This window comes from Candidatus Poribacteria bacterium, from assembly GCA_028820845.1.
Lineage (GTDB): Bacteria > Poribacteria > WGA-4E > WGA-4E > WGA-3G > WGA-3G.
In genome coordinates, this window is sequence record JAPPII010000114.1 from 114317 (window position 1) to 140353 (window position 26037).

A 26037-nucleotide genomic window follows, 5' to 3' on the forward strand; every position below is an offset into this window, starting at 1 on the left:
TCCTTCCGTAGTTTAAACACTATTATGATCCCAATGTCCCAGAGCAAATTTTAAAATCCTATCTGCTCTGTTGGAAATAGAAACCTCATCCCACCGCTCTGTTTCTGAATTAAGAAACTCACTCAACTCGTTTTGGGTCTTGAGTGGAGCCTTGCGGAAATATCCCTGATCTTTATGCTCAAAATCCTGATTTGACTTGCTAGCATTTGCCGACAGTGGGTCAATTGTCAAATTCCCTATACTGTGGAGATACTTTGCCCTGAAGTTCAAATCTATAGTTGGTCGGATTGATTTATCTGCAACAATTTCATTAGCAGTCGGATATTGTGGGATGATGTGCTCAATTGAAAATTTTCGCCGCGAATCAGTGTTGGTAAATTCATCGTAGGACATCTCCGGAAATATCGGTTGTTTTTTTATTCTAAGATGATTCTCGTATTTCCAGAAGAGATACTGTTGATCGTTTCCGTCCACATCAAAGTGAAAGAAAGAGTTCCTTAAGCATCGTTCAAACTCAGAGTCGTTGCAGTAATATTCAACGAAGTCCTGAAGCTCTTTGACCAACTGATCGAAATTACCGCTGAAATCCCTAGCTAGTCCGTACAGCGATTCACGTCCTTTATCACTCCTGTATCCTCCAATACCGAAACGGAAACAAATAATTTCTACTAATCGGGTAATACGTTTGAAATTTTGCTTTCCATCTAAGCGATCCAATTTGTAAGCTTTGATGAGCAGTGGATAAAATGTCGCTCGGCGACTGAGAGCAAATAAGTCGAGAAGATAAGGGGCACGACTCGTAAACAACGTCTTCACGATTCCAAAACTTTCTTTCAATTCCCGACTGCACCTCTCTATGAATCTCCATGCTTCCGCTCTATCTTCTGCATTGACCAACTTGTTCACCTTCTGCTTAATCATTTGGACGGACTGTTGGTACTCTTTCTTGTTTTTCCACTCTTCAAAAGCGATGAAGTGATACTGCAAAATCGAATCTTCATCTACGCGAGATTCAATTTCCTCATAGTTTCGGTAGATTTCGCTGAACCGATCTTGGAGAATGTCTAAGTCGGTTTCAGGATTGTTTGACACAATATAACTTTTGTGCATCAGAAAACTTTTGGTTTTTTCTAAACTAGTCAGCGATTTTCCCCGGTCATTAGTCGTCTCAAAGATGAGAGTCGCCTCGGCCTTATCCTCAACCGAATAAGTTAGGACTTTCATATTTTCAATTGTATCTATGAACTTCTCGATCTTATCTGAACGTGTCTTTAGCGATCGACAAAGGAAATTTTTTGCTTTGAGTAATCGCCTTTGGGATGGGGTATGTATCTGACTAACGTCGGGTCGGTTATCTTGCAAGATGTAAGATATGAAGAAGTCATTATCAGTATCCAAAACGCGAAGTTTGTACCTGTTGTAGATCTGGATATAGGTATCCTCTAGCATCGTGACATCGTTGCCTGTTTCTTTCCTCTGTGTCAAAAGCAGCTTCATAAAGATAATAAGTGTTGTAATCCGCTGTTGACCATCAACAATATCAATTACTTCAAACCCTTCATGCCGTGGTTGTGCCTGAAACAGAATTGTTCCAAAGAAATAACTTCGATCAGGTTTTTGATTTTCTATGTCCTCAACAAAATCTTTAAGTTGTTGTTCTTCCCAAGCGTAAGCACGCTGATACTTTGGGATGTTAAAAATTTTCCTTCCATCAAACAACTCACTAATTCTTTTTTGCCCGTTTTCCAATTGTTGCCTCCTTATTTTTTGATTATTCAAAACAACCTACATCGTGCGGAACACACAAAAAAATAGACAGTCCCATGAAAACTCAACTTGTACGCAATCCTAATTGCCTACGGTGTAAAACTAAAAATCGCAGATGGGATTGGTTCGGTATTAATGATACGTTTAGAATAGCTAATACCTATATCAAAACAAGATAAGAAATTTGCTCCTAATAATCCGTGCGCGTAGGTCTCGATAGGTAAATAGCTAGCTGCAACTTCCATTCCTTCAAAAGTATGACCAATTACAGATAATCTACTCACTGTGATGATTTCAGCATTCGTAATACCACTTGCTGTGATAAAATCAATCTTACGCAAATTCGGATCTGAAAGATCATATCCTAAATCTGATAAAATATCTGGATTAATAGTCGTAAGCGAGGCACCAGTATCTAATATTAAATCTATGGTAACATGCTTGCTATCGTCTAATGCATGTATTGTAGCTTGAACCATGATTAATTTGTCAGGGCTTAACGCAAAACGTGTCTGACTCATTATAGCAGGCACAATCTCCCTTCTGGAATCTCCCCAGTATAACGTATAACGGCACCGCCTGTAAGGGTCCTTAGTTCACTATAAACATCATCCCTTAAATCACTATGGGCAGTAACTATGCCTGATATAAGTTCTGAAGTTTCGTTGTTGATTTCGGGATCAACAATAAACAGCCACTGATCGGGATACTTCTCGACCATTTCATCTAATGTCAGGCGTTTATCTGTCTCTATAGACATTTCACTTTTCCTTTAATCATTGTATGTAGGAACCGTAGCGCAAACTGACAGTTTACGCTACAAAAGACGCGTAAGTCCTAATTTTTATACTAAACTTTGGACAATTTTAAGAGAACACACATTTCGCCCCGCTGGGGCTAAAGAGGTGGGCGTATTGCATTTCTATAGACATTCCGCCCCGCTGGGGCTGCCTTTTGATGCATCTGAATTTCTTTTTCGGTGGGTTACGTTCGTGTCAGAAACTCATAGAAAAAACACAACCCCTTAGAAACTCAACTCATACGCAACAGGATATTGCCCAAACTTTAGTATTTTTATAGAAGTTAGGCATCTTATGCGGCACTGCCGATTATTAAAAATGTTGAAATTAGAGACTGTCTATCACAGATTTCATCTTTTCCAATCCAATCCGAGCAACCTCCGTTGGATCTTGTTCCCAATAGTTTGGGTTGAATAACTCCAGTGAGATGACTCCTGAATATCCAGCATCCTTCACGATAGCGATCATCTGTCCGAGGTCAAGAATACCATTCCCAGGATAAACTCTGTCTGCGTCCGATTGCTCCTCGCGTGCGGGTTGTGCAGGCGCGTCGTTGAAGTGAAAGACTGCGATTTTCTCGCCCGGAATGCCCTTCATGTCCTCTATTTCCCCGCCGCCGCGATAGATGTGGAACGGATCAAGGACAATCGTGCTATCGGGATGATCTGCCACTTCCATCACTTCCCAGGCATGTTTGACTTGGTTGACACCATCAACGAAACCGAGGAATTCCATGGCGGGTTTAACGCCGAATTCGCGTCCGAGTTCAAGCAGTTCGCGGTAGTTCTTGCCACCTAACTGCAAATCTGCCACCTCACGCGGTGGGCTTGAGATGATATAGGTTGATCCGACAGCCGCGGCTTGTGCCATGCGCCGTTTTGCCTCTTCGATGGCTTCTTGGTGTTCCGCACCTGTGGTATTAAGCCAACCGTGTAAGGCGATGACAGTGGGAACCGAAAGTCCGTAGTCATCGAGTGCTTTTTTGACATCGGCGAGCGAGCCGCCCTGCGCCTCGTAAGCCGTTAGATCGTCGTTCCATAACTCAATCGCTGAATAGCCGGTTTCGGCAGCGATCCGAATCTTGTCCATTAATCCGGCAGGACGAATTGTGCTGGTATTTAAGCCTAGCTGAAACATTTATTTCCCTCTATTTGTCCATTAAACTTCTTATGAAACGGACATCTATGCGTGCAAGGTCGATGACGGTCTCCACGGGTTCTCCGCTATATTCACTGTGGAAACTCACGGGACCTGAAAAGTCGATGGTTTGTAACGTCCTCACTGCTGTTTCCCAGTCAACGAAGCCTTTGCTCATTCGGACAACTCTGCCGCCGCTCATACCGGGGGAACGCGCAAGATCCTTGAACGCCATAACAGCGAGGTGCGATTTGACAATATCGAGTGCCATGTTGATGGGTTCACCGACGATTGAGAGATGTCCTGTATCGGCGAAAACACCGACGTGTTGCGGATCGAAACCCTTTACAAGGTTCATCACTGCGCATGAATTGAGTCCCATGGAGGTTCCAGAATGGTTATGGATACAGGTTCGGGGTCCGTATTGTGCGGAGAGCTTGGCGAACCCTTCCAATTGTGTTCGGATAAAATCGACTTGTGCCCAATAGCCGCCGTCTTCTGCATGCCAATGCCAGTATCCGAGTTTGATATTTTCGACACCGGCTTCACCGGCGGCAGCGTAGACGCGTTGCGTTTCCTCTTGTGTTGGGTCGAGGAAGTCACCGGGTGTTGTGACGAGTGGAATGGACAAACCTGCATCGGCGAATTGCTTTGCGGCAGCGGGTAGTGCCTCAGTGGCGTTTTCTGGATTCACGGGATAGCCGGGGCGAACACATAAATCGGCACCGCTCACGCCGACGGATTGCAGGGCATCAATAATATCTGGAATTTCTAAACCTTCCAGATGTTTTGTGAACATGATAAACGTGATACTCCCACGTCTAAAGTCGTGGGCTTCTTGCTTCGTCATTTCGTGCCTCCGTTGTGGAGGTCTTATAGAAACTCCACAAGCGTTTTACGTCTCGGTGTATCCCACCGCGACCTGTTTTAGGTTGATTGCTGCATTTTGGTCTCTATCTATAGACGTTCCGCAGTGGTTACACTGATAGTTTCTGTCTGAAAGCGTCAGATCGTCTTTCTTGTGTCCACAACTGCTGCACATCTTGGAACTTGCGAAAAACTGCGGTGCTTGAACAATCGGTATGCCAAGCCCTTCGGCTTTCGTCTTAAGTTTCTCAAGGAAACCACCTAACGCACTATCGGATAAGGCTTTGGCAAGTTTTCTGTTCTTGAGTAGATTCGTGACCGAAAGTGTTTCTATACCGATAGCAGACGCTTTGCGAACTATATCCGTAGTTACCTTGTGGTGAGCGTCTTTTCGGATACAAGCAATCCGATAATGCAGGCGTTCCACTTTGCGTTTCTGCTTATACCAGTTCTGACTTAAGAATACCTTTCGGCTTAACTTGCGTTGTTCGCGTGCCAACTTTCGCTCGTAACGCTTTAGCGGTCTTGGGTTTTCGTATTGCTTACCATTATCAAGGGTTGCCAGTGTGTTGATACCTACATCTATGCCAATCACAGGGAGCCCACGCGTGTCACGTGGAACGTTAGGTGTTCCTGTGTCAACAAGGATCGAGACAAACCAACGATGTGCGCTCCTTGAGATAGTAACCTGTTTGATTTTGCCAGCAAAACGTAATTCCGAAAACATCTTGACCGTGCCGATTTTCGGCAACTTGATATGTTTGCCTTCGACTTTGCACTGGTATCCTTCGACGGTATACGATTGACGGCTTCCACGTTTCTTGAACTTCGGAAAACGATTTTGCTTTTTTCGCCAGCGCGTCACAGCATCGGATAGGTTTTTTACACCGTGCAGAGCTGCGCGTTGGTCTTGTTCGCCTGCCCAGTCCAACGCTTTTTTACGTTGATTCCAACGATTATTGAGGTTTATGAAGGAATGGAACATGCCTTCTGATAAACCCGCCTTGAAATCTGCCAAAGCCAAGTTGAAGGCAAACCGTGCATAACCACATTGTTGTTGAAACCACGCAACCTGTGCATCAGTTGGACGCAAGGCGATCTTGTGTGCTTTGTGTGCCATTTTGAATATTTACCAGTTACCAGTCTTTAACCCCTACACAGTGGGTAGGCAGACACGTCACTAAGCAGTGACGCTGTGTATGTCTGCCAACTGGTAATACTCATTATACCATAAAATACACCTTTTTGTCGAATGTTTTTTAATGCAAACGGACGAGACACGCGGGACGGACCCTAAAGTTAAAACTTTGGGATTGTTAAGTGAGTCCGTTCATAATAGTTTTCAGTTTTCAGTTATTAGTTATCAGTTAGGGAAAGACTTGATGTGCATCAGAAACCTCTTTAACTGACGGCTGATAGCCGATCGCTATGCCTTACCAATCGACAACGGAACCGTCATCAGGGTGGTAAGTCACAGGGTTCTGCCAGTCGTGGTCGATTTTGTCTTCAAGGGCATCTTCATCGAGTTCTATGCCGAGGCCGGGCCCCGTTGGAAGTTCAACAAAGCCGTCTTTGAAGACGAAGGGATTCTTAAGATAGCCTTCACCAAGGGTGGTGTGTTCTTGCATCAGGAAATTCGGTATAGAGGCATCTAACTGGATACACGCCGCTAAGGAGATAGGGCCCAACGGGTTGTGCGGGGCGATGCCGCCGTAATAGGCTTCTGCCATGCCTGCGATGATGCGCACCTCATTGATACCACCGGCGTGACAGAGATCAGGCTGAAGGATAGATGCTGCCTGTTTCTCTAAGATTTCACGGAATCCCCATTTTGTGAACACGCGCTCACCCGTCGCAATCGGAATGTGGGTACTCCTTGCTATTTCAGCGAGGGTGTCCACGTTTTGGCACTGAATTGGCTCTTCAATGAACATCGGTTGGTAGGGTTCTAACGCTTTAATCAGAACTTTTGCGGTTTGCGGACTGATTGCTCCGTGGAAGTCTATGGCGAGGTCAACTTCTGTGCCAGCAGCTTCACGGAGCGCAGCGAAGTGATCTACGGCTCTGTCGATAAAGGCTTTATTTTCGATGATACGTGCCGGTCTGCCGCCTGCAGGACCTGTTTTGAAAGCGGTGAATCCTTTGTCAATCCATTCTTTGATCCCTTCTGGATCGCCGCCGCCTTTGTAGAGCCTGATGCGGTCGCGGGTTGGTCCACCGAAGAGTTGATAGACGGGAACGCCGAGCGACTTTCCTGCGAGGTCCCAGAGTGCCTGCTCCACGCCGCTTAGTGCACTTGTCAAAATGGGACCCCCGCGATAGAATGCATGACGATACATCGCTTGCCAGTGATGTACGACGCGTCTCGGATCCTGACCGATGAGATAGGGGGCGAGTTCGTCAACGGCTTGTGCACAGGTTTTCGCGCGTCCTTCTAAGATCGGTTCGCCGAGTCCGACCAATCCCTCGTCCGTGTGGATTTTAAGAAAGAGCCAGCGCGGTTGCACCAGAAACGTCTCTAATTTTGTAATCTTCATTGAGATTCCTCAAATTGATATGGACTTGAAACGGATTGTTTTATCTATTTTGGTGCCATGTTACCATTTCCCCCGAATTTTTTCAAGGATTAATATGGGATGTATTAGCGTTATTTATGTTGATTCTTTTCGAGAAAACTTGTAATCTTACTGTTAACTTTTTTCGTTTGAGGACAATATATAGTTGTAGTTTATCCTTTTTGAAAAAATCTCTGAACTTCACAAAAGGAGGCGTTACTAATGAACCGCTTTAACCTCATGTTCCTCGTACTGTTTATCGGAAGTGTTGTGCTTTTGCTCGTAGCTCCCTTGAAGAGCGATGGACAGGATCGCGCCCTAACAACTTTCTCTGGACGCGTCGTTGATGAGGCGGGAAATCCGATTGAGGGACTCACAATAGGGCTTGTCTCTGTTTTTGATGGCAACGGTGCCTGGTTTCCAGTGTATGAGGATCAACACGGTTCGCCGATAGATCCACCGACATTCCAAACAGAAACCGATTCAGAAGGGCATTTCATTATCACTGATGTTATTGCTGGTCCTATGCTATTGACGCTATTGCCATCCAGTGAGGTAGATGTTCAGCTTCTAAAGGCTCAGATTGAAGGGCTGTTTTTCTATGCGAGTGGGACATGGAAACGTGGGATTGTGTTTGCTGTAGAGCAAGGGGACGACATTGGAAACGTTGAAATTACCGTACAATATCCGCATATCCGAGGTAAGGTGCAGCGCGCAAATGGGACACCGATCGCCGATGAGGGAATCAAATTTCGCTTGCGAACGGTAAGTCTGCACAGTGAATCTTCTCAGTCTTCGAGTTTTCATACGGATGCCCAAGGCTACTTTAAGTATTATGTGGATAGCGGGATAGCGGAACCCACATTTTACATCTTGTCCGTAATGTATGCGGGCCAGACTGTGAAGGCGAATCCCATTATCCTTAAGTCTGGGGATCCGACGCACGACATGATTTTTACATTTGACAGTCCGGCAGCTACACCTTTCTCTACGCAGCGCAGGAACTCCTTCAGCGCATCCGCTTCTGCTTCCGTTGGTGGATCCAGTGCATTCGATGTTTGGGTCATCAGACCAGAGAACTGGCACGCGTATAAAATGATTAAGCGTGAGCGTTGGGAATCCGCACAAGCCCAAGCCGCCGCTGAAGGCGCGTACCTTGTCGCAATTAACGATGAATCCGAACAGAATTGGTTGCAGGCTGTTTTTGGAGGCCAACCGAGTTGGATCGGACTCAACGACATCGCGAAAGAAGGGCAATGGCAGTGGGACAACGGCGAGCCGCTTACTTACACCAACTGGCGTGTGCAGGAACCTCATGACACCGGCGATGGAGATGAGGATTACGTTATTATGGGTCCCTCAGGAAAATGGGAAGACGTTAATCCGAGAAACAGGCGGTGGGGTTTTATTACGACGGCTATCATTGAAAAGGAAGAACCGCCGGTAGAGCAGTAAACCTTATGTTTCGTTGAAAAGGAGACAAATTATGAAACGTTCAGCATTCAAAAAGCGGCATTTGGTGTTACTGGCAGCAGTCATTGCCCTTTTCATCGGTTTTACTTTACGCGGTCCCGCTCAGGAGGAGACAGGAACTTTGAGTGGTCGCGTTGTTGATTTGGATGGAAATCCAGTCGCTGGCTTATCAATATATGTCGCTCCCAGTAGACTTGATGATGGACACCTGGATCGAGTCTTTTTACCTTATGAGTATTCTCAGTTACGTCGTGCTCGCACAGATGCTGAGGGGCAGTTTTCTATTAAGGATATTCCGCAAGGACCATTGCATTTCGGTGCGCTTCCGGACAATATAGGTAACCTGCTTCCAAGGAACTTTGAGAAGATATTAAAGAGTGGCACATATACACAAGACGCTAATGCTTTCGGAATGGAACCAGACGATTTTGAACCCGATCTTGAAGTCCTATCCCTCCGTATCCAAGGTATCGCCTTCTACGCACGCGATGATTTCAGCCCAATCGCGTTTGGTGTCAAACCCGGAACACATATTGATAATGTCATAGTTACGGTGCATCCACGAATGCGGATTCGGGGACGTATTCTTTTTAAAGATGGTACCCCGCTTTCTAATGCACGTGTTCGTCTTCACTTCCGTTCTTACGATGTGAATGAAACTGGCAGTCGGCAGTCGGGTGGGGATCCGCGAACGGATGCTGAAGGCTATTTTGTTTATTATCTGGACGAAAAAGATGACGCTGCCTTCTACACGTTTTCTGTGGAATATCGGGCTCTGTCCGCAGAGGCTGAACCTGTTCGCCTTGAACCTGGACAACGTTTTGAAGGTCTCACACTAACCTTTGATAGTCAACCAATTTTGCCCGAACCGCCGCGTACAACAGCAGTTGACGGGTCTGAACTGGCATCCGAACAGGAATCAGACGGGATGTGGATAGTAAATCCTACCAATGGTCATGCCTATAAAAGGGTTAGCTGCGAAACGCGCGATGCCGCGGTTGCCCGAGCTGCCGATGAAAAGGCACATCTCGTCACGATTAACGATGCCGAGGAACAGGCGTGGTTGGAAGCGGTTTTTGGGCATAAATTCTATTGGATTGGTCTCAGTAATACCGAAACAGCGGGACAGTGGCAGTGGGATAACGGTGAACCTGTCGCTTATGAAAACTGGGTCCCTGACGACTTCTTTTCCGAAGCCTCAGATGTTGGTGGAAGGGATTATGCTGTTATGACCTTCTTTGATGGCAAGTGGTATGCCGTTAATCCGGGCAGTGTTATCCTCCACATGACAGAAATGGCACTTCTTGAAAAAGGAATTAAGGACCAAAAATAGGAGATATTTACGATGAAGCGTTCAGATTTTATACAAAGGCTTGTGGATGCGCAATTAATAAATCCATTTATCGGCATAGTGCTTTTCTTCGTTATTGCAGTCTGTCTTTTTTCAGGCTGTAGTGATCTTCGACAACCTGTCCTCTCTGCAGTGTCACACGACAGGACACAAGACGGCACGGTGGGGTTTTCGGGTCGCGTTGTGGGATTAGAGGGGGAGTCAATTGCAGGACTCTCGTTAGCGATTCAACATGTCATGTTTGATGATTATACGGATGAGGCGGAGTGGATACAACCGTTAGAAACAGAGACGGACGAGGATGGAGCTTTTTCTTTCAGCGGCATTACCCCTGGCCAAGTTCAATTAATATTACCGTTTGATATAGATACTGAGAAACAATTTTACGTTGAACCTGAAGATGAGATCCTCTCCATCAAAATAGGGGAAGTAACTTACCATCAGGATGAACCGTATGCGTTTGGTGGCATCACCTTTACTATCACTCCCGGGGTGCACATCCAAAACGTTGAGGTTAAAGTGCGTCCGCGTATGCGGATTCGGGGACGGCTCGTTTTCAACGACGGCTCTCCGCTCGCGGATGCGCGCATTCGCATAAGTATGAGGCAAGAGGATTTGGATGGCAGCGGCGGCGGGTCTTCAAGTGGAGGGACACAGACAGATGCCGATGGAACCTTCACGGAGTATGTTAGTGGAGGTGGTCTGTATACCGTTACAGTCGCATATCAAGACCTTTCTGTCACGTCGGAGCAGTTTGTGCTGAATGCTGGGGAACGACGGGAAGATCTCCTGTTGATGTTTGATAGTGCGCCCATTGCGCCCGTGGCGGAAGATGTAGAAACGTCTACACCTCCGGCATTCGACCGGAGAGGAGTGTGGGTCGTCAACCCTGAAAATGGACACGCCTACAAAGAGGTTTATGTTGAGGGACCTGAGGAAGCAAAAGCCTTGGCAACTGCAGAAAATGCCTATCTTGTCTCTATTAACGACGAAATGGAACAGCGGTGGCTTGAGGGACTTTTTGACCCGGCACCCTTTTGGATTGGGCTAAGTGATGTTGAAACAGAGGGAGAGTGGCAATGGGATAGCGGCGAACCTGTCACATACACGAACTGGAGCCCCAACGAAATCTTTCCCGATGACCTGGATGATGCCGAAAAAGATTATGTTGTCAAGATTTTTACGGGCGAATGGCAAGCTGTTGGCACTGAAAGTCCGTTCTGGCGGATTACGCGTCGGGCAATTCTTGAAGCAGACGAATTACCTGCCGGTGCACTCACAGCGGAGTAAACGCGGCTGTCCGGAAAACGGGTGAATTGCCCTATCCGCCCGTACGGTATTCAGCACTACGAGAGTAGATACCCACAGTACGCACAAGCGCGCAACTCGACATCACCACTAAGCGTTTCACATTCGGGAATTAAGTAGGTTTCATAGTTCGTGACACAGTTTGTGTTTGCACACGTATGTGCAGAGGTGCTGATGTCTCGCTTCGGGGGTTGTGTCAGAATGAGTTGTTCGAGTCCGATGAGACTGGCAATCAGTGCCATCCGAATCGGCACGGCGTTCGCGGATTGCTCGAAATAGGCAGCGCGCGGATCATCGTCTAACTCGTAGGCGAGTTCGTTGACGCGGGGGAGTGGATGCATAATCATCGCATCGGGTTTCGCGTTTTTCATAACTTCTGCGTTCAGCAGATAACTGCCCCGTACGGTGGCTGCGTCCATATTTGAAGGGAGTCGCTCTTCCTGAAGCCTGTTGACGTAGATGACATCTAACTGATCAATCACCTCTGCGACGCTTTCGACCTCAAGCGGTTTCTGACCGTAGCGTTGTTCCAATGACGCAAGTATCCACGCTGGCATCTGTAGCGGTTTCGGCGCGATGTGAATGAGTTTCCCACCGAACCGTGCGACTGCGAGTGCGAAGGAGTGCGCTGCTCTGCCAAACTGCAAATCTCCGCAGATACCGACGGTGAGTCCTTCGACCTCCGATTTTCGCTGTATAATGGTATAGAGATCAGCGAGTGCTTGTGTCGGATGTGTGTGGCTGCCGTCGCCACCGTTGATGACCGGAATATGTGCGTACTGCGCCATAACGCGTGCTGAACCCGCCCAGCTGTGTCGAACCACAATGATGTCGGCGTAATTCGTCACCATCCGTGCGGTATCGGCAAGGGTTTCACCTTTAGCGGTGGAAGTCGCGCGTGGGTCAGCAAAGCCGAGCGTCCCGCCGTTGAGTCGTTCCATCGCACTTTCAAACGAGAGCCGAGTCCGTGTGCTCGGTTCATAAAAAAGCGTTGCGAGCAGTTTGCTCCGACAGATTCCCGCCCATGTTTCCAGTTGTGACTGCATGCCTGATGCGAGTCGAAAAATCTGTTCAATCTCAAAATTCGACAGATCGTCGAGTGTTACCAGATGCCGCATTCTTTTCCTTTGGAGGACATTTTTAAGGATGCCCGCTGCGTATGCTGATGTGTTTCTATCTATGTAGCGTTTGCATGAACGCTTCGAGACTCTCAGATTGGGGAACCGTGAGTAGCAATTGCCTGAGGTCTTGCAAATTGTCTATAGATTCAAGGGCCGGCTTCAAGGCGTGGACTGCTTCAGTGTTGAATTGCATTCCGAGCAATGCAATGATGTTTTCGATAGTGCCTTTTCTCTCGCCTTGTTCGAGACCTTGTTCGAGACCTTGTTCGAGACCTTGTTCGAGACCTTGTTCGAGACCTCGTTCGAGACCTCGTTTAAGAGCTTCTTGTTCAGCTTCTTGGATGTAGAGTTGGAGAAGAGGAGATTTTTGCATGATACCCTCCGGTAAAAGTTTTTTAATCAATTGTGGTTCATAAACCAATTCACCAAAAATGCCGAGTGCTGCGAGTAAAGTATCACGAGTGCTTTGATCCACGCTTGCCGAGGCTGTCACGTCAATACATTTTTCCAGCCAGCGGTTTGGTTCTATTCTTTCTGGTGGTTTCATTAGCGGCGTGAAGGGCAATAATCCCGGTGCCTGCATTTCCAAAACCGATTGTCCTTCTATCTCGATAAGTCTTATCACTTTATAGCGTAGTGTGTATTCATAACCCGGACCCTTGTCCGCATAATAACCTTTATCATTCCTGCCTGCCCTCGGGTGTAGATAGAGAACGTTGGAATAGACAGGGAGCTCATATAAATTCATGAGAAAACCGTGATATGCTGCCATACGATAGTGCATCGGTTTTCTGCTGTTATCTGTCTGCACCTCTGTATGGAGTATCACAGTTTCATTGTTGATTTCCACCTTCAAAGTGCTATCATTTTCATGCGCTTTGAGTGTGGGTTCTTTCGTTTCGAGTTTCTCCCGAACGATGATATCTGAAGACCCCGTCATGAATTCCGCGAATTCTTGTGCGTGTTGAAGCATAACATATTTTGCTGCATTATCAAAGTATTGTGCCATATTCTAATTATACACCAGATTGTCCGAAAATATCAATTTTTTCAGCAGCGATTACAGATTGACCTTTAAGCTTCCAACCAATTCTTTAACCGATTTCATATCTGCTTTCTGAAGATAGTCATAGATACCTTTCACCACTTCCATCGATGCACAGGGATTGACGAAGTTCGCTGTTCCTACTGCTACAGCAGACGCACCGGCAATAAAGAATTCCACAGCATCCCTTGCGGTCATAATACCCCCCATCCCTACAATCGGAATAGAGACGCTTTTGTAGACCTCCCAGACCAATCGGAGTGCTACGGGTTTTATTGCAGGCCCGGAGAGTCCGCCCGTCACATTTGCCAGTTCGGGTTTTCGTGTTTCAGCGTTGATCGCCATGCCGAGGAGTGTGTTGATGGCAGAGAGCGCGTTTGCACCGGCATCCTCGACAGCGCGCGCAATTACGGTAATGTCTGTGACGTTCGGGGAGAGTTTCACCAATAGCGGTAGGTGTGTTATAGCTCTGACTTCTTTAACGAGTTGATATGCCAGCGTTGCATCGACACCGAAACTCATACCGCCACAATCTAAGTTCGGACAGGAGATGTTGAGTTCTACGCCTGCGATACCGTCTGCCGTGTTCAGTTTCTCAATCACTGTTAGGTATTCTTCAACCGTTTTGCCACAGACATTGACAATCACTGGCACGTCAAAGTCGCGGAGGTAGGGGAGTTTCTCTGAAATGAAACCGTCTACGCCGACATTTTGAAGTCCGATGGCATTGAGCATACCGGAGGGGGTTTCCATGATGCGTTGCATCGGATTGCCGGGCCACGGGACACTTGTAACACCTTTAACGACAACTGCGCCGAGTCGGTTCAGATCCACGAAATCGGCGTATTCGCTGCCGTAGCCAAAAGTGCCGGATGCTGTCATGACCGGGTTCCGCATCTTGATCCCGCCGATGTTCACGTTGAGTGCCGTTTCTATTGTCTCCATAAGGATAATGATACCAAGTCTGGTTGGGAAAGTCAAGTTTTTTGTAGCATAACCTGTTAGGTTGTGCATAGTATTTCTGCATCCTGTCCATCCTGATCCTGACAATAACAGGACTTACGCAAAATTAGGAAATTACGCCTATTCCTCCGCGGTAGGTGTGGTTTTGCGGCGTACTCGCCTAAATGCGATGTGCATTCCTAACCGCACGATTAGGGAATTGCGTAAGTTGTAAATAAAATGTGTCAGAAATCCGCGTCATCCGCGTCCTCCCCGATGTCAGACAATCTACAAAATATTTACACACTGAAAAAAATAACCGATTGTGTCGGAATTCCTCCAAAATCTGCGTGATTATATTACGAAGGCAGTTGCAGATGCCTTTAAATATAATAGATATATTGAAAGGCAGATAGGTGAGGTGTGTAGCGGCGTTAATTTAAATCGGCACGTTTTAGAGACTGATGACGCAGAGGAGATATGTAGATTCCTCTTTGATAGGTATTACAAGACCGTTTTCGACTACGTTAGCAAGATGATGTGGAACTATCCAGATCCCATCACAGATGCTGAGGATATTACGAGCGAAACCTTCACCAAAGCCTTCAATGCTCTCAAGAGGGGGAAGGAAATCCAAGAACCGGAGGAGTTGTCAGGATGGTTGATAACCATCGCGATAAATCTAACGATTGACCGCACGAGAGCCTTGGAAAGACGAGCGAGGTACCTGCCAACTGAATCGCTTGACAATCTTTCTGTCAGTGAGAAAGAGGCACCTTTCGCATCAACACTCTCAGATAAGGATAGTCGGCAGAGAGCAGCGAATCACGATATGAAGATGCAACTCTTGCGTTTGCTTTCGGATAAAGATCGAGAGATTGCGGTGCTGATGGATCATCTGACACCCAAAGCGGTCGCGGAAGTGATTGGCTCGACTCCTGGAGCCGTTCAGAAAAGATGGGAGCGGTTGATTACATGGCTGAGTCCGGTTGCAGTTCACTTAGAGGCATTAGTAGAGTGTCTCCCAGAAGAGCGCGACAGATGGATTATGGAACGGTACTTGGATGGACAGCCTCTATCGGACATTGCGAAAGCAATTGGTATCTCTCAGTCTGTTATTGAGGAGACGGTGAAACGTGTGAGAGCGGCATGGAAGAAAGCCGCGGCGGAGAATCCCACGGATCCTGTGTCTGTGATGGTAAAGAAAGAGAGATGATTATTAACTTTTGATTTTCACTTGACAAGGCTTGAAAAAGGAGATAAATTGTTAAAATATTTGATGCATACCTGCAAGGTTTTCTCCTTATTTTTTGAAGTTTTGTCATTCTTGACGAAATGCTGCTATATCTGATAGTCTCCGAAGACTGTAGCACAGATTGGATGTAGTTTGTGAGGCTTTTAGGTTAGCACCTTATACAATAATAGGATTGCCGCTGAATGCAAAAATCTTACCTTTTTGCATTTCAGAAGTGATCCCTCGAAAAATAAAGGAGAAAACAAATGCGACTGTCTTTGTGTAGAATAATTGCTATTGTTTGTATTCTATCCATTGGTATCACAGGTTCTCTGTTATTGGCTCCGATGAGTGAGGCAGATCCAAGCGAATATATCTATGAGACACACGAATACTGGACTCGGTGTATCAACATACCAAGTTCTCCTCATCTCAGCTTTACTAACCAGGAGGTCTATGCGAATGGGTGGCATGAAGGTGACCATTGGAGTGGTGGAAATGACTATGTGCCTCCCCACGATATAACCAGGTTATACCGGACGGTTTACCATCTAAGTTGGGTCTGGTGTGAGGCGGCCTAACACCTTATTCTTTCTATATTAGGTATAACTTGCCAAAGGTAAGTTATACCTCTCTTTAATAGGAGGTATTCTTAGAAATGAAACAAGTCATTTTCATCGCCTGCATTCTAATTTTTTTGGGTGCCGCGTGGACGTTGTATCTCCGGTGGGATAATACTCGTTTTGTTGAGAGCCTGCCCAAAGTGCCTGATCGCTCAAATGTTGAAAACGCCACGGATCTGAGCCCCCAGCGAGAACCAACCGTTGAAGATAAAAACATAGACTTTCTTCGAGAAGCGATAACACAACAAGATCCCCCCCTTGTAGATGAGGAAGTGCCTATTGACACAACGCACCGCCCCTTGCGTGTTGGTGAGACTCATGCGCCTCCTCAAACGGTCACGCGCTATGAGTCTGAACGAGACATTAAAGATCGCAAAGTAGAAAGTGAACCCTTCCTTTTTATGCCGGATTTCTCAGCAGAGGAACTCATGGAGAGTGACCGTCAAAGCTTCGTAAAAAAACATGGGAATATCCCTGAGATAGACACATATTTCAAATATATGGCACCTGTTTATGAAGCGTGGGCAGCTGGGGAGGGTCAGGTTGTCATAGAAAGAACCCCCGAGGAAACAGTGGAGTTGAGCCGTGCCCAGATGGTTTTGTATCCCGATGAGCCTTCTTTTAGAAACCGATATCAACATGCGTTAAAAGTAGTGGCGGAGCAAAAACGACGCCGTGAACGCTTAGAAAAGTGAGGTGCCCTTTTTAGAGCATCCGTTATGATGAAAGACACCAATTTTTTATTTTCCATGACCACACTCGCGCTCGGCAGTATCATCGTTATCTTTGTCAGTTATGCCACAAACACGCTCCCCAAGCATTCCCCTAGAAAAATCACACATCCTATTGAGACAGCACGGGTGATAAAAAACTGCAGTTGCTGCGCGGAGATAACACCTCAAGCTTTGGCAGACATCCGAGAACATTGGGAGGTTTACAAAAAAGCCAATGAACTCTTACAACAGCATGGACGTGAGGAGGGACTCCGTCGGCTAAAACAAATAGCCCCTACGGTTGCCGCACAACTTGAAAAACTCATCGAGAAGAAACCCGTTACTCAGGAACCTTAGTCTTTCCGTATGTCTCTTTAGTCTTCTGCTTCTTGCGTTTTTGCTACGTATTCAAGGGGGTGAGCGTCTCCCTGCGGGACACTTCACCGAGACCGATGCCTACTTCTATTATTGGCAGGCACAACTCGTCTCAGCACACGGCAAACTCCCCGAACGCGATATGCACCGCTGGCTGCCCCTGGGTAGAGATTTAGGACAGACGCTAAACCTTTATGGCTATGTCCTTTCTTATACGCATAAAGCCCTTGCGGTCGTGTTCCGAACAGGCATCACGCTTTATCACGTCTGTCTCTATATGCCTGTCGTCTGTTTTTGTATCGGGCTCGGGACACTCTGTGTATTTCTTTACCACATCTACCGAGGGGTCTTTTCAAGTGTTGTTGGCGTGCTTTTGGCAATCCTCCCCGGTAGTATAGAACGCAGTGCCGCTGGCTTTGGTGACAGGGATGCTTTTTGCCTGATGATCGGTATCCTCGCTGTCATTACCTACCTAATGTCTTTGCAAACGCAGCACCGACGCAAACGACTTTTCTGGACCCTCGCGAGTGGCTTGACAGTCTTTCTCGGTGGTATCTCTTGGGAAGGTTTCGGTGTATTCTTGAGCGTTATTCTCTTTGTAGAGCTCTGGCGGTTTCTCACGACCGAAACAGAAGACAACCTGTGTCTATATCTGCTGTGGGTGTTGTCTTTTGTGCCGACACTTTACCTCGCCTCCCCTGCCTACAGGAATGGATACGGCTTTGCGGAACATCTTTTTGCCTTTGTGCTTGTGCCCCCTGTTGTGCTTTTAGGCGTGCGTGGACTTCGATATCTTCTCCTCTCAGAAGTGGAAAAACTCCGACCGCATGCCCGCAAGCTATCACTCGGATTGGCGTTGGCAAGCATTGCCCTTGCAATCGGGTATGTTTTGATACAACTTGACACCTTCGCCGATACCACCGTCCCGTTAAGCCGCACCTCGCTGATGCAATCGATAACAGAACTAAAAGCCCCGGGGTACGGCTATTGGGTTTTTCGCTATGGCAGCGTCTTTATTTTTGGGAGTGTTGGGCTGATTTTTGCCACCCAACGCCACTCGAATCATACCGTTTTATTTGTCCCAATCGTCCTTTTCATCGCTACCACCTTTTTCCGTGAGCCGCTTGAAACATATCTCTGGAATGCATCCTACGGCAATTTTTTCTTTTTCCTTGCGATGACCTGTTCCGGAATAGGATTTCTGATCATCGCATGGCTCCAGAAATCGCACGAAACGCGTCTGGTGCCAGGTGTCGCATTCATGACTTGGTTCGTTTTCTGGGTAGCTCTCTCCCGGGACGCAAAACGTTACGACTTCTTTATCAGCGTGCCCCTCGCTTTTTTTACGGCAGAACTCATACACTTCTTTTCTAATTCCCTGAGTCTTCTCGTGAAAGAAGGCCGACAACGCGCTGTCCTGAAAACAACCAGCGCGATCGCTTTACTGGTGGGGATCCTGTTCTTACCACCTTTTGGTGGATACAGCACGCGTGCCATTTCTGATGCTGCTCGTATGCGCTCATCTACGCCGACACTCGACGTGTCAAATGCCTTACACTGGATGAAGATGACACTTCCAAATACCGCCATCGTTGCCTCACATTGGGGATACGGTAGCCAACTCAACGTCCTTGGTCGGGTAAAAACCATCACTGATCAAGATACCTACCTCCCGAATTGGATACTTCTCTATGATCAGCATGTTCACAAGGCCGTGTCCGAACGTGACGCGTTGGAATACTTAAAGACTCACGGGACGACGCACCTGATGTTTACAAACAAGGACCCAAAGGACTCGTTTCTATATGAAAACTTAAGTGACGCGTTTTTCCCTGTCTATCCGACGGCGAACTTCGAGAAATCTATGGTGAAAGTATGGGAAATTCACTATCCTCCGGACATCCAACCGAATCTGAAATACCTCAAAACAGGTTTTTCTGAATTAGACAAGGATTTACACCTTCAATAAACATGCTCGTAAAAACGATTGTCTTCCTCAGCATCGGTGTGTTGGGTTTCTTGCTCTTCGGAGGTTTCGGTACGCGACGCGTACCGACCGCAGCCGCGAGGCAACCGAAAAACGAAACACTTACCGAGACACCGCGCCCCGTCTCTCCCCGAGTGTTCCGCAGTCTGTTCTCAACACCGCAGGAATCCCTGAAGCATTTTCAAAAGAGTGATTTCTACCGGACGATTGTAGACAACAACCTGTTTCGTCCGCTCGGTTGGACACCGCCACGCCCCAGAGACCCCTATCGCTTGCTCGGCACGATCATCCCCACCGACGCGAACACCCCCAAACAGGCGATCCTCCAACGTACAACCGCGAGAACAACAAACATCGTCACGGTGGGTGATAAACTCGACGCGGACACCACTGTCACCGACATCCAGGCTAAACAGGTAACGCTGGAAACAGTCGGACAGCAACGCACGCTCCGTCTCAACACCACGCCCTTCCTCAAATGAAAGGAATCCCAACGTTTGTTTGATTTTGATGACACACACTTCATAGAACGCACACAACATGGCGACACCGATGCCTTTAACCCGCTCGTTGTCAAATACCACCGCCATGTCTACAACCATATTCTCGGAAACATCAAGAACCCTGAAACCGCTAAAGACCTCACACAAGAGACATGGCTCAAAGCATTCCGTGCTATCCACACCTTCCGGGGCGAGGCAGCCTTTTCCTCTTGGCTTTACCGCATCGCTGAAAATGTGTGTATCGACTATTTCCGAAAGCAGAAACATGACACGGAACCGCTGCATCTCATTGATGAAAGCCATATCACCGACACGTATCCCTCCGCGTGCCGAGACCTGCAACGCCAGGAGCTGCGAGTGCACCTCTCGAATGCGATCACGCATCTCACACCTGTCCGCAAACAGGTGTTTTTCTTATACTACATCCAAGAACTCCCCATCAAAGCGATTGCACGACAGTTAAACAGGTCCGAAGGCACTATCAAATCGCATCTCCGCAACGCGAGGCTCCAACTTCAGGAACATCTCACGCCGTATCTGGATAACGATAACGTTTCCTGACTCAGTAAAAATCAGGACTTACGCAATTTTCAAGGAAGGGTGCTTTGTGAAATGAAAATCCTAAAAAAACGCAAGTGTTTTGGATGCACAACCTAACAGGTTATGCTACAAAAGAGCATTCTGCGTAAGTCCTAAAGATGCTACCAACTCAGATAGACAACGCGGAAGTCGAAAATGAGTCCAAGAATACTAATCACAGAAGCGACTATCACATCGCCAATCACCAAGCCGATGAAAAATGGGATGGAACGCCTATATAAGCGAACACCACCCGTTGAAAGTAGTATCCGTTTAACGACCCAACTGATTAAGAGCGGGAACCACAACCCTGTAAACGTCCACCAACTTGACACGACATAGCCGACAGGGTGTAGGGGCCACTGAATGAACCGCCACCGTAGAAGCAGAAGGCTAACGGCGAAGCCAAATCCACCAGCAGTATAGAGCATACCGCTGATACTCGTTTCGGTAGGGTTATAGAGCCACCCCGCGAGTCTATTAAAAGCGGCGCGGGCATACCACGAGCGGGCTTGTTCTAAACCGACTTGATAGGAGAGATGGAGGTGTCCCCACGCCGCAGAGAGCGCGCCTACAAAGATCGCAATTGCTAAAACCCAGAGCAGTTGCGTTGGATTGAAACGGGTTTGGTGGGCGAATTTCAATCCCTCCAGTTGATGCGGCATTGGGTGTGCGCGGTAGGAGAGGTGGTTCAGCCAGAAAAAGATCGACATCACCGAGAGGTTGCGATTGCCGATGCGGCGTGTACCGAGTGCGTCTGTCAAAAGTAGGTCTGGACCGGCGTTGTAAAGGTCGTGTGCGGGTGGGCCGAGTTCGGCACGGATCCGGGTGATTGTGATTGACATTGCGAGATAGAGTCCGAAGAATAAGGCTGCGAACCAGAGCGACATCCCTGCCTTCAGACAGAACGCCAGAATCAAGATAAACCCGACAAGCACCCCAATGCCTGCTGTCCTATAGCGCATTGCTTCGCCTTCGTCGCTTGCGGGGTGTGTGTGTCTACCGAAAATGGTCTGCAAGACGACTTTGATGTGTGCGCGTCCCATCCACACTGTCCAGAGGAAGAGCGCAATCCAGACCCCTCGGATTTGCGCCATCTCTCTCGGAAATCCGACAGCACTCCGCCAACCGAACATATCCCCGATAATTCGTTCAAAGTGCCAAAACAGATGGAAGAACCAGCAAGAGAACCCCAAATCGAGCGGGATAAGGAAACCTACGCCGATGGCAAACGGAAAGAAACTAATACGGAAACCGGGGTTATTCATTGCGCTCCACGGCTTTTCTGCGAGTCGGAATCCGTGATAGAGCGGAATTGTCGGGAAAACAGGATCGATTTGATGTAAACTATAGACAAGGTTCAGCACGGCGGCGATGCTTAACCCAACAACCATCATCCGTCGATTAAAAAATAGGTGAGATGTCGTTGACAAGCGACCTGTGTTTGTAGCGGCTCGTGTGATTTCATAAGGGAGTTGTGCGATCGGGTAGGTGAGACGTTCGTGTTCTTGCCACTGTTTGCGTAACAGGACATTGAGGCAGAGCATTGTTACGCCGATAACAAGGCAGAAGCCTACCCAAATCAGCGTCGGTAGCAGCCATGCGTCTATATGCGTCCGAAGATAGAATGTGGATTCGCCTTCATAGAAACCCCGTAATATTTCTTGTTCTCCAACGACGAGCCATTCAGGGAGATGTTGGTGAAAGAGTTGTGCCCACTCGTTTTCGGTTGTTGCGTACCAGAACCCGTTACCCATCAACGGCACCAAAACTTGCAGCATATCGCGTCCAGCGAAAACGGAGGCTTGGCAGAGCATCGCATAGATTGTTAGCAATTCGCTCTGTGTAAACGCCAAGCTCGGTCGCAAGCGACGCAGGATTGTACTGAATCCGATAAGAACAAGCAACGTAAATAGGACATTGAAGAGCAGTGCCAAACTCGTGGGTCGGTTGGAGTCCCAGATATAACTGAGGTGTAGGACCCAATAACTGTTGAATGGAATAAGGAAAATACCAATCAGCGTTGCGCGTAGCGTGATGGGGCTTTTGGAAGGGTGTTTCATGTCTGTGACTTATGTGCTTTTCAATAGATAGGTGCCTTTTTAGCAGCTATCAATTATCAGTGTTAGGGTGGAAGAATGGAAGGACGGAAGAATAGGTATCCAACCTTCCAGTTTTCCAATCTTCCATTTAAATTCTGGCGGTTGACACCTGTTAAAGAAACTTGGGGGTGAGGGTCAAAGATGGTGTTGGTAGTTGTTTTTGGTTTCGTTGTTGTAATTATGATATGTGGTGGGACGTTGCTTGCGCGTCTGGCAACGGTTGCCAAATCCAAAGGTTCGTGGGTGTGGGGTTTCTTCATTCTCATCGTGCTTGTCTGTATTCCACTTTTCCTGATAGGTCTTTGCGCGTGGTTCCTCCACTTTATCGGAATATCACCGAGACTATTTAGTCCATTTTAAGATAGCGACCAGCAATCAGGACGCTGCGCTTTCAGCAGTCAGTTAAGGTCGGTTTCTGGCGGTGTTAAATATCTTCTTCAGTGGGTTCTGGCGTGTTGTCCGTAGTCTTGCCGGATAAGTAGAGAAACCAGAAGGTGAGTCCAATTGCAATAAGAATCCAAAGCACTCCCCAAACTTCGGTTGGAATGCCTGTCACTTCTGAGAGCATCCGAGCATCTGACCGGAGATTGGATCTATCTAAGACATCGCTTTTGATGTCCAGAATCGCGTAAAGGCAGCTCGTCACGCCGATGATACGTAGGACCCAATCGTTGATGGCTTCTGAGAGATAAAACCCAATGGCGATTAGCGCGACACCGAAACCGATGCCAAACAGATAGGTAAAAGTGCTCTCACCGTAGGCGATGGAAATTGCCACCATGCCGAGACCGATAAGGATGCTAATCCCTTTGTCGAAATGCGTTCTCGCTGCCAAAAGCAGGATAAGACCGCCCCACAAGAGGCTGCCGAGATACCCCGCAGTCAACGTCCAAAACCGAGAGCCGCCTTGTGTAAGTGCATGCCCTCCCTGCTGCGGGTTAATCTGAATTTCAACGATACGGCCACCTGTTGCGATTGCCGCAAGTCCGTGACTCACCTCATGCATAAACACGACGAAGATTTTGATCGGATAAATGAACAGTGTGTTCCATAGGAGTCCAATGCCTATAAAAATCAGCAGTAGGACAATATAACGTTTGAAAAATGTTGACATGGTTTTTCTAAAAAATTAATTGGGTAATCGACGGGCAATAATGCACGTCGCATTTGGGCGAGTACGCCGCAGAATTGCCCTACTACAAACGGATTGGTTCGTAGTAGTGCGATTTATCGCACGTTCAGAAATTATCTGATTAAATTCTTAAACTTCATACAGTTTGTGCTACAATTGCTTGTATTTTGATAGAGAATTTGCTATAGTATATCACGAGATGTCTGAAATATACAATCCTAAATCTAAATACAGAGGTGTGTGCTTGCAAAGCACACTTATGGAGTTAAATGAATACGTTCGGCCACCTTTTTCGGATTACGACTTGGGGTGAATCACACGGTGGTGCTGTCGGTGTTGTCGTTGATGGATGCCCACCACAGATTGACCTTGATGTGTCCGCAATACAATTTGAGATGAATCGCCGGAAACCTGGGCAGAGTCACCTCACGACCCCGCGTCAGGAAGGTGATGCTGTTGAAATACTTTCGGGTGTCTTTGAAGGCAAGACGCTCGGCACGCCCATCTCTATGCTGGTGTGGAACAAGAACGCCCGTCCGTCAGACTACCAGCATCTGAAAGATCTCTATCGACCTTCACACGCCGATTTTACGTATCAAGAGAAGTATGGTATCAGAAACTGGCAAGGCGGCGGTAGAGCGAGCGCACGTGAAACTATCGGACGCGTCGCAGCAGGGGCAATTGCGAAGCAGATTTTGCGTGAGAAAGCGGAAACGGAGGTGCTCGCTTACGTCAAACAGATCCATACGCTCGCAGCTGAAGTCGATACGGACACGGTAACGCTTGAACAGGTTGAAGCGAGTCCAGTTCGCTGTCCTGACCCTATTGTGAGTCCGAAGATGGCGGAGCGGATTGATCAGGCGCGGCGCGACCGAGATTCCCTTGGCGGCATCATTGAGTCGGTTGCTCGCAACGTTCCGGTTGGACTTGGCGAACCGATCTTCGATAAACTCAAGGCGGATCTGGCGAAGGCGATGATGTCTCTACCGGCAACGATGGGTTTCCAAATCGGTTCCGGCTTTGATGGGATCACGATGACAGGCTCTGAACACAACGATCCTTTTTATCTCGAAAAGGCGGGTGAGACGACGCGGGTTCGGACGCGTACGAACAATTCGGGCGGCACACAAGGTGGTATTTCAAATGGCGAGAATATTGTGTTCCAAGTCGCTTTCAAACCGACAGCAACGATTGGGAAGCCGCAACAGACGGTGGATGTACAGGGGAAGGAAGTGACATTGGAGGCAAGCGGACGGCATGATCCGTGTGTGTTGGTGCGCGCGCCTGCGATTGTGGAGGCAATGGCAGCACTTGTGCTGACAGATCATCTGCTCCGGCATCGTGCGAAGTCTTGATAGCAATCAGCAGCTGGTGGAATAATGGAAACCATAAAGCCGAAAACCAAAAGGGTCTCGCCTGACGAAACGTTAGAGACCTGCGCGAGACGGATTATCGTGGATTATTTCCGCAAAATGATGTCCTATAAAGAGGGTGCCGAAGACGGAACCGACATTGAATTCGTCCACGATATGCGCGTCACCTCTCGTCGTCTGCGTGCCGCAATGGACAATTTTGCCGACTGCTTTCGAGAAAGACCGTTCAAAAAACACTACAAAAAAATAAAAGCGATAACTCGGACGATGGGGTCCGTCCGCGATCTGGATGTGCTTATCGCCCGTTTTCAGAGAGAAGTGAACACTTTGTCTGAGGTAGAACGGACGGATATCCACAGACTCATTGAACATTTACAGCATGAACGAGAAGTTGCCCGAAAGCCGATGCTGACGCTCTTTGCGGAACTTGAAGAATCCGATTTTGAAACAAAATTTTTGAAATTCTTTGACGGAGAAAGCATCTTACCTGATGTAGGAGCATAGAGATGGCGAAAGCGCATAAACTCACCGGCGTTGAACCGCTCCGCAGCTACCGCGAAAATGCACGAACAATTCTTCCACAGAAAGTTGAAGAAGTTTGGACATGGGAGCCGTTCATTCGGGATGCATCCAGGCGCGAAGAACTTCATAACATGCGGATTTCGATTAAACGCCTTCGGTATACAATGGAGATTTTTCACGTTGCGTATACTGTTCCAAAAGAGGGTTTTGAGGAAACTGCAGTAATTTGTGGCAAACGTTTCTCGGAATTCCTTGCTGTCATCGTTGACTTACAGGAGATACTCGGCGATGTCCATGACGCTGATGTTGTCTTGGATGTTTTAACCGATGATACGCAGCGGACGGCGGAGAACGTTTTAGCACCGGGTGTTGCTACGCTTATCGCCCGAACAAGGAAGACTCGGAAAGCGGATTATGAAACATTTCTGAAAAAGTGGGAGCATCTATCAGCGACGGGTATCAAACAAAAATTATTATCGTTTTTAGGAGAATAGCAGTTAGCAAAGAGGCGGTCAGCGGTCAGCGGTC

General features: G+C 47.5%; 25 protein-coding genes. 13 read left to right on the plus strand and 12 right to left on the minus strand.

What is annotated here, in order from left to right; genetic code table 11:
* Positions 1–12 precede the first annotated feature (12 nt).
* From OXN25_20915 to dgoD, 7 genes are all read right to left on the minus strand, one after another.
* Positions 13–1749 (minus strand): DUF262 domain-containing HNH endonuclease family protein, encoded by a 1737-nt coding sequence (locus tag OXN25_20915; protein MDE0427323.1) that lies wholly within the window; start codon positions 1747–1749, stop codon positions 13–15.
* A gap of 107 nt (positions 1750–1856) precedes the next feature.
* A complete protein-coding gene (locus tag OXN25_20920) occupies positions 1857–2288 on the minus strand; it encodes a retropepsin-like aspartic protease (GenBank protein ID MDE0427324.1) in 432 nt (143 codons plus the stop codon).
* Positions 2288–2527, minus strand: coding sequence for a hypothetical protein (locus OXN25_20925; protein ID MDE0427325.1), 240 nt, complete (start codon positions 2525–2527; stop codon positions 2288–2290). The genes OXN25_20920 and OXN25_20925 overlap by 1 nt, the downstream gene beginning before the upstream one ends.
* 367 nt (positions 2528–2894) lie before the next feature.
* Positions 2895–3704 carry a sugar phosphate isomerase/epimerase gene (locus tag OXN25_20930; protein MDE0427326.1) on the minus strand — a complete coding sequence of 270 codons (810 nt, stop codon included), beginning with the start codon at positions 3702–3704 and terminating at the stop codon, positions 2895–2897.
* A 10-nt stretch (positions 3705–3714) separates the two neighbouring features.
* On the minus strand, positions 3715–4554 hold the full coding sequence (locus OXN25_20935) for a TIM barrel protein (protein ID MDE0427327.1): 840 nt from the start codon (positions 4552–4554) through the stop codon (positions 3715–3717).
* Positions 4555–4599: 45 nt separating this feature from the next.
* Complete coding sequence (locus OXN25_20940) at positions 4600–5691, minus strand: RNA-guided endonuclease TnpB family protein (protein MDE0427328.1); 1092 nt, start codon at positions 5689–5691, stop codon at positions 4600–4602.
* Positions 5692–6004: 313 nt separating this feature from the next.
* Positions 6005–7108 carry a galactonate dehydratase gene (dgoD, locus tag OXN25_20945; protein ID MDE0427329.1) on the minus strand — a complete coding sequence of 368 codons (1104 nt, stop codon included), beginning with the start codon at positions 7106–7108 and terminating at the stop codon, positions 6005–6007.
* Between the two features lie 240 nt (positions 7109–7348).
* On the opposite strand from dgoD, the gene OXN25_20950 reads away from it, so the two are divergent.
* The 3 genes from OXN25_20950 to OXN25_20960 are packed head-to-tail and all read left to right on the plus strand — an operon-like array spanning position 7349 to position 11240.
* Positions 7349–8581 carry a lectin-like protein gene (locus tag OXN25_20950; GenBank protein ID MDE0427330.1) on the plus strand — a complete coding sequence of 411 codons (1233 nt, stop codon included), beginning with the start codon at positions 7349–7351 and terminating at the stop codon, positions 8579–8581.
* 31 nt (positions 8582–8612) lie between these two features.
* A complete protein-coding gene (locus OXN25_20955) occupies positions 8613–9932 on the plus strand; it encodes a lectin-like protein (protein ID MDE0427331.1) in 1320 nt (439 codons plus the stop codon).
* Between the two features lie 12 nt (positions 9933–9944).
* A complete protein-coding gene (locus tag OXN25_20960; GenBank protein ID MDE0427332.1) occupies positions 9945–11240 on the plus strand; it encodes a lectin-like protein in 1296 nt (431 codons plus the stop codon).
* Between the two features lie 56 nt (positions 11241–11296).
* Here the strand turns inward: OXN25_20960 and pyrB are convergent, their stop codons facing one another.
* From pyrB to OXN25_20975, 3 genes are read right to left on the minus strand one after another with little or no spacing between them, the layout of a single operon-like run.
* Complete coding sequence (gene pyrB / locus OXN25_20965) at positions 11297–12376, minus strand: aspartate carbamoyltransferase (protein MDE0427333.1); 1080 nt, start codon at positions 12374–12376, stop codon at positions 11297–11299.
* Between the two features lie 55 nt (positions 12377–12431).
* The gene (locus tag OXN25_20970; protein MDE0427334.1) at positions 12432–13388 is read right to left on the minus strand and encodes a hypothetical protein; all 957 of its coding nucleotides are present in this window, start codon (positions 13386–13388) and stop codon (positions 12432–12434) included.
* Positions 13389–13439: 51 nt separating this feature from the next.
* A complete protein-coding gene (locus tag OXN25_20975; GenBank protein MDE0427335.1) occupies positions 13440–14369 on the minus strand; it encodes a dihydroorotate dehydrogenase in 930 nt (309 codons plus the stop codon).
* Between the two features lie 322 nt (positions 14370–14691).
* Between OXN25_20975 and OXN25_20980 the strand changes: the two genes are divergently transcribed.
* From OXN25_20980 to OXN25_21010, 7 genes are all read left to right on the plus strand, one after another.
* Positions 14692–15582: a sigma-70 family RNA polymerase sigma factor gene (locus OXN25_20980; GenBank protein MDE0427336.1), complete on the plus strand. Its 891-nt coding sequence runs from the start codon at positions 14692–14694 to the stop codon at positions 15580–15582.
* Positions 15583–15866: 284 nt separating this feature from the next.
* Positions 15867–16181 carry a hypothetical protein gene (locus OXN25_20985; GenBank protein MDE0427337.1) on the plus strand — a complete coding sequence of 105 codons (315 nt, stop codon included), beginning with the start codon at positions 15867–15869 and terminating at the stop codon, positions 16179–16181.
* 77 nt (positions 16182–16258) lie between these two features.
* Positions 16259–16918, plus strand: coding sequence for a hypothetical protein (locus OXN25_20990; GenBank protein MDE0427338.1), 660 nt, complete (start codon positions 16259–16261; stop codon positions 16916–16918).
* A 24-nt stretch (positions 16919–16942) separates the two neighbouring features.
* The gene (locus OXN25_20995; protein ID MDE0427339.1) at positions 16943–17293 is read left to right on the plus strand and encodes a hypothetical protein; all 351 of its coding nucleotides are present in this window, start codon (positions 16943–16945) and stop codon (positions 17291–17293) included.
* Between the two features lie 40 nt (positions 17294–17333).
* On the plus strand, positions 17334–19280 hold the full coding sequence (locus OXN25_21000; GenBank protein MDE0427340.1) for a hypothetical protein: 1947 nt from the start codon (positions 17334–17336) through the stop codon (positions 19278–19280).
* 2 nt (positions 19281–19282) lie between these two features.
* Positions 19283–19780 (plus strand): hypothetical protein, encoded by a 498-nt coding sequence (locus tag OXN25_21005; protein MDE0427341.1) that lies wholly within the window; start codon positions 19283–19285, stop codon positions 19778–19780.
* 15 nt (positions 19781–19795) lie between these two features.
* Positions 19796–20362, plus strand: coding sequence for a sigma-70 family RNA polymerase sigma factor (locus OXN25_21010; protein ID MDE0427342.1), 567 nt, complete (start codon positions 19796–19798; stop codon positions 20360–20362).
* 140 nt (positions 20363–20502) lie between these two features.
* Here OXN25_21010 and OXN25_21015 read toward each other — a convergent pair whose 3' ends face one another.
* Together OXN25_21015 and OXN25_21020 are read right to left on the minus strand one after the other, a co-directional pair.
* The gene (locus OXN25_21015) at positions 20503–22443 is read right to left on the minus strand and encodes a hypothetical protein (GenBank protein MDE0427343.1); all 1941 of its coding nucleotides are present in this window, start codon (positions 22441–22443) and stop codon (positions 20503–20505) included.
* A 463-nt stretch (positions 22444–22906) separates the two neighbouring features.
* Positions 22907–23596: a M50 family metallopeptidase gene (locus OXN25_21020; protein MDE0427344.1), complete on the minus strand. Its 690-nt coding sequence runs from the start codon at positions 23594–23596 to the stop codon at positions 22907–22909.
* A 287-nt stretch (positions 23597–23883) separates the two neighbouring features.
* Between OXN25_21020 and aroC the strand changes: the two genes are divergently transcribed.
* The 3 genes from aroC to OXN25_21035 are packed head-to-tail and all read left to right on the plus strand — an operon-like array spanning position 23884 to position 26003.
* On the plus strand, positions 23884–24969 hold the full coding sequence (gene aroC, locus OXN25_21025) for a chorismate synthase (GenBank protein MDE0427345.1): 1086 nt from the start codon (positions 23884–23886) through the stop codon (positions 24967–24969).
* Positions 24970–24993: 24 nt separating this feature from the next.
* On the plus strand, positions 24994–25491 hold the full coding sequence (locus OXN25_21030; GenBank protein ID MDE0427346.1) for a CHAD domain-containing protein: 498 nt from the start codon (positions 24994–24996) through the stop codon (positions 25489–25491).
* Between the two features lie 2 nt (positions 25492–25493).
* Complete coding sequence (locus OXN25_21035; GenBank protein ID MDE0427347.1) at positions 25494–26003, plus strand: CHAD domain-containing protein; 510 nt, start codon at positions 25494–25496, stop codon at positions 26001–26003.
* Positions 26004–26037 lie beyond the last annotated feature (34 nt).

Excerpts from the sequence above, each read along its gene's own strand:
- OXN25_20920 (MDE0427324.1), bottom strand. The coding sequence starts at position 2,288 with ATGAGTCAGACACGTTTTGCGTTAAGCCCTGACAAATTAATCATGGTT.
- OXN25_20995 (MDE0427339.1), top strand. The coding sequence starts at position 16,943 with ATGATGAAAGACACCAATTTTTTATTTTCCATGACCACACTCGCGCTC.
- OXN25_20925 (MDE0427325.1), bottom strand. The coding sequence starts at position 2,527 with ATGTCTATAGAGACAGATAAACGCCTGACATTAGATGAAATGGTCGAG.
- OXN25_20935 (MDE0427327.1), bottom strand. The coding sequence starts at position 4,554 with ATGACGAAGCAAGAAGCCCACGACTTTAGACGTGGGAGTATCACGTTT.
- OXN25_21015 (MDE0427343.1), bottom strand. The coding sequence starts at position 22,443 with ATGAAACACCCTTCCAAAAGCCCCATCACGCTACGCGCAACGCTGATT.
- OXN25_20940 (MDE0427328.1), bottom strand. The coding sequence starts at position 5,691 with ATGGCACACAAAGCACACAAGATCGCCTTGCGTCCAACTGATGCACAG.
- OXN25_20960 (MDE0427332.1), top strand. The coding sequence starts at position 9,945 with ATGAAGCGTTCAGATTTTATACAAAGGCTTGTGGATGCGCAATTAATA.
- OXN25_21035 (MDE0427347.1), top strand. The coding sequence starts at position 25,494 with ATGGCGAAAGCGCATAAACTCACCGGCGTTGAACCGCTCCGCAGCTAC.
- OXN25_21005 (MDE0427341.1), top strand. The coding sequence starts at position 19,283 with ATGCTCGTAAAAACGATTGTCTTCCTCAGCATCGGTGTGTTGGGTTTC.
- aroC (MDE0427345.1), top strand. The coding sequence starts at position 23,884 with ATGAATACGTTCGGCCACCTTTTTCGGATTACGACTTGGGGTGAATCA.
- OXN25_20985 (MDE0427337.1), top strand. The coding sequence starts at position 15,867 with ATGCGACTGTCTTTGTGTAGAATAATTGCTATTGTTTGTATTCTATCC.
- OXN25_20950 (MDE0427330.1), top strand. The coding sequence starts at position 7,349 with ATGAACCGCTTTAACCTCATGTTCCTCGTACTGTTTATCGGAAGTGTT.
- OXN25_20930 (MDE0427326.1), bottom strand. The coding sequence starts at position 3,704 with ATGTTTCAGCTAGGCTTAAATACCAGCACAATTCGTCCTGCCGGATTA.
- OXN25_20955 (MDE0427331.1), top strand. The coding sequence starts at position 8,613 with ATGAAACGTTCAGCATTCAAAAAGCGGCATTTGGTGTTACTGGCAGCA.
- OXN25_21030 (MDE0427346.1), top strand. The coding sequence starts at position 24,994 with ATGGAAACCATAAAGCCGAAAACCAAAAGGGTCTCGCCTGACGAAACG.
- OXN25_21020 (MDE0427344.1), bottom strand. The coding sequence starts at position 23,596 with ATGTCAACATTTTTCAAACGTTATATTGTCCTACTGCTGATTTTTATA.
- OXN25_20990 (MDE0427338.1), top strand. The coding sequence starts at position 16,259 with ATGAAACAAGTCATTTTCATCGCCTGCATTCTAATTTTTTTGGGTGCC.
- OXN25_20975 (MDE0427335.1), bottom strand. The coding sequence starts at position 14,369 with ATGGAGACAATAGAAACGGCACTCAACGTGAACATCGGCGGGATCAAG.
- dgoD (MDE0427329.1), bottom strand. The coding sequence starts at position 7,108 with ATGAAGATTACAAAATTAGAGACGTTTCTGGTGCAACCGCGCTGGCTC.
- pyrB (MDE0427333.1), bottom strand. The coding sequence starts at position 12,376 with ATGCGGCATCTGGTAACACTCGACGATCTGTCGAATTTTGAGATTGAA.
- OXN25_20970 (MDE0427334.1), bottom strand. The coding sequence starts at position 13,388 with ATGGCACAATACTTTGATAATGCAGCAAAATATGTTATGCTTCAACAC.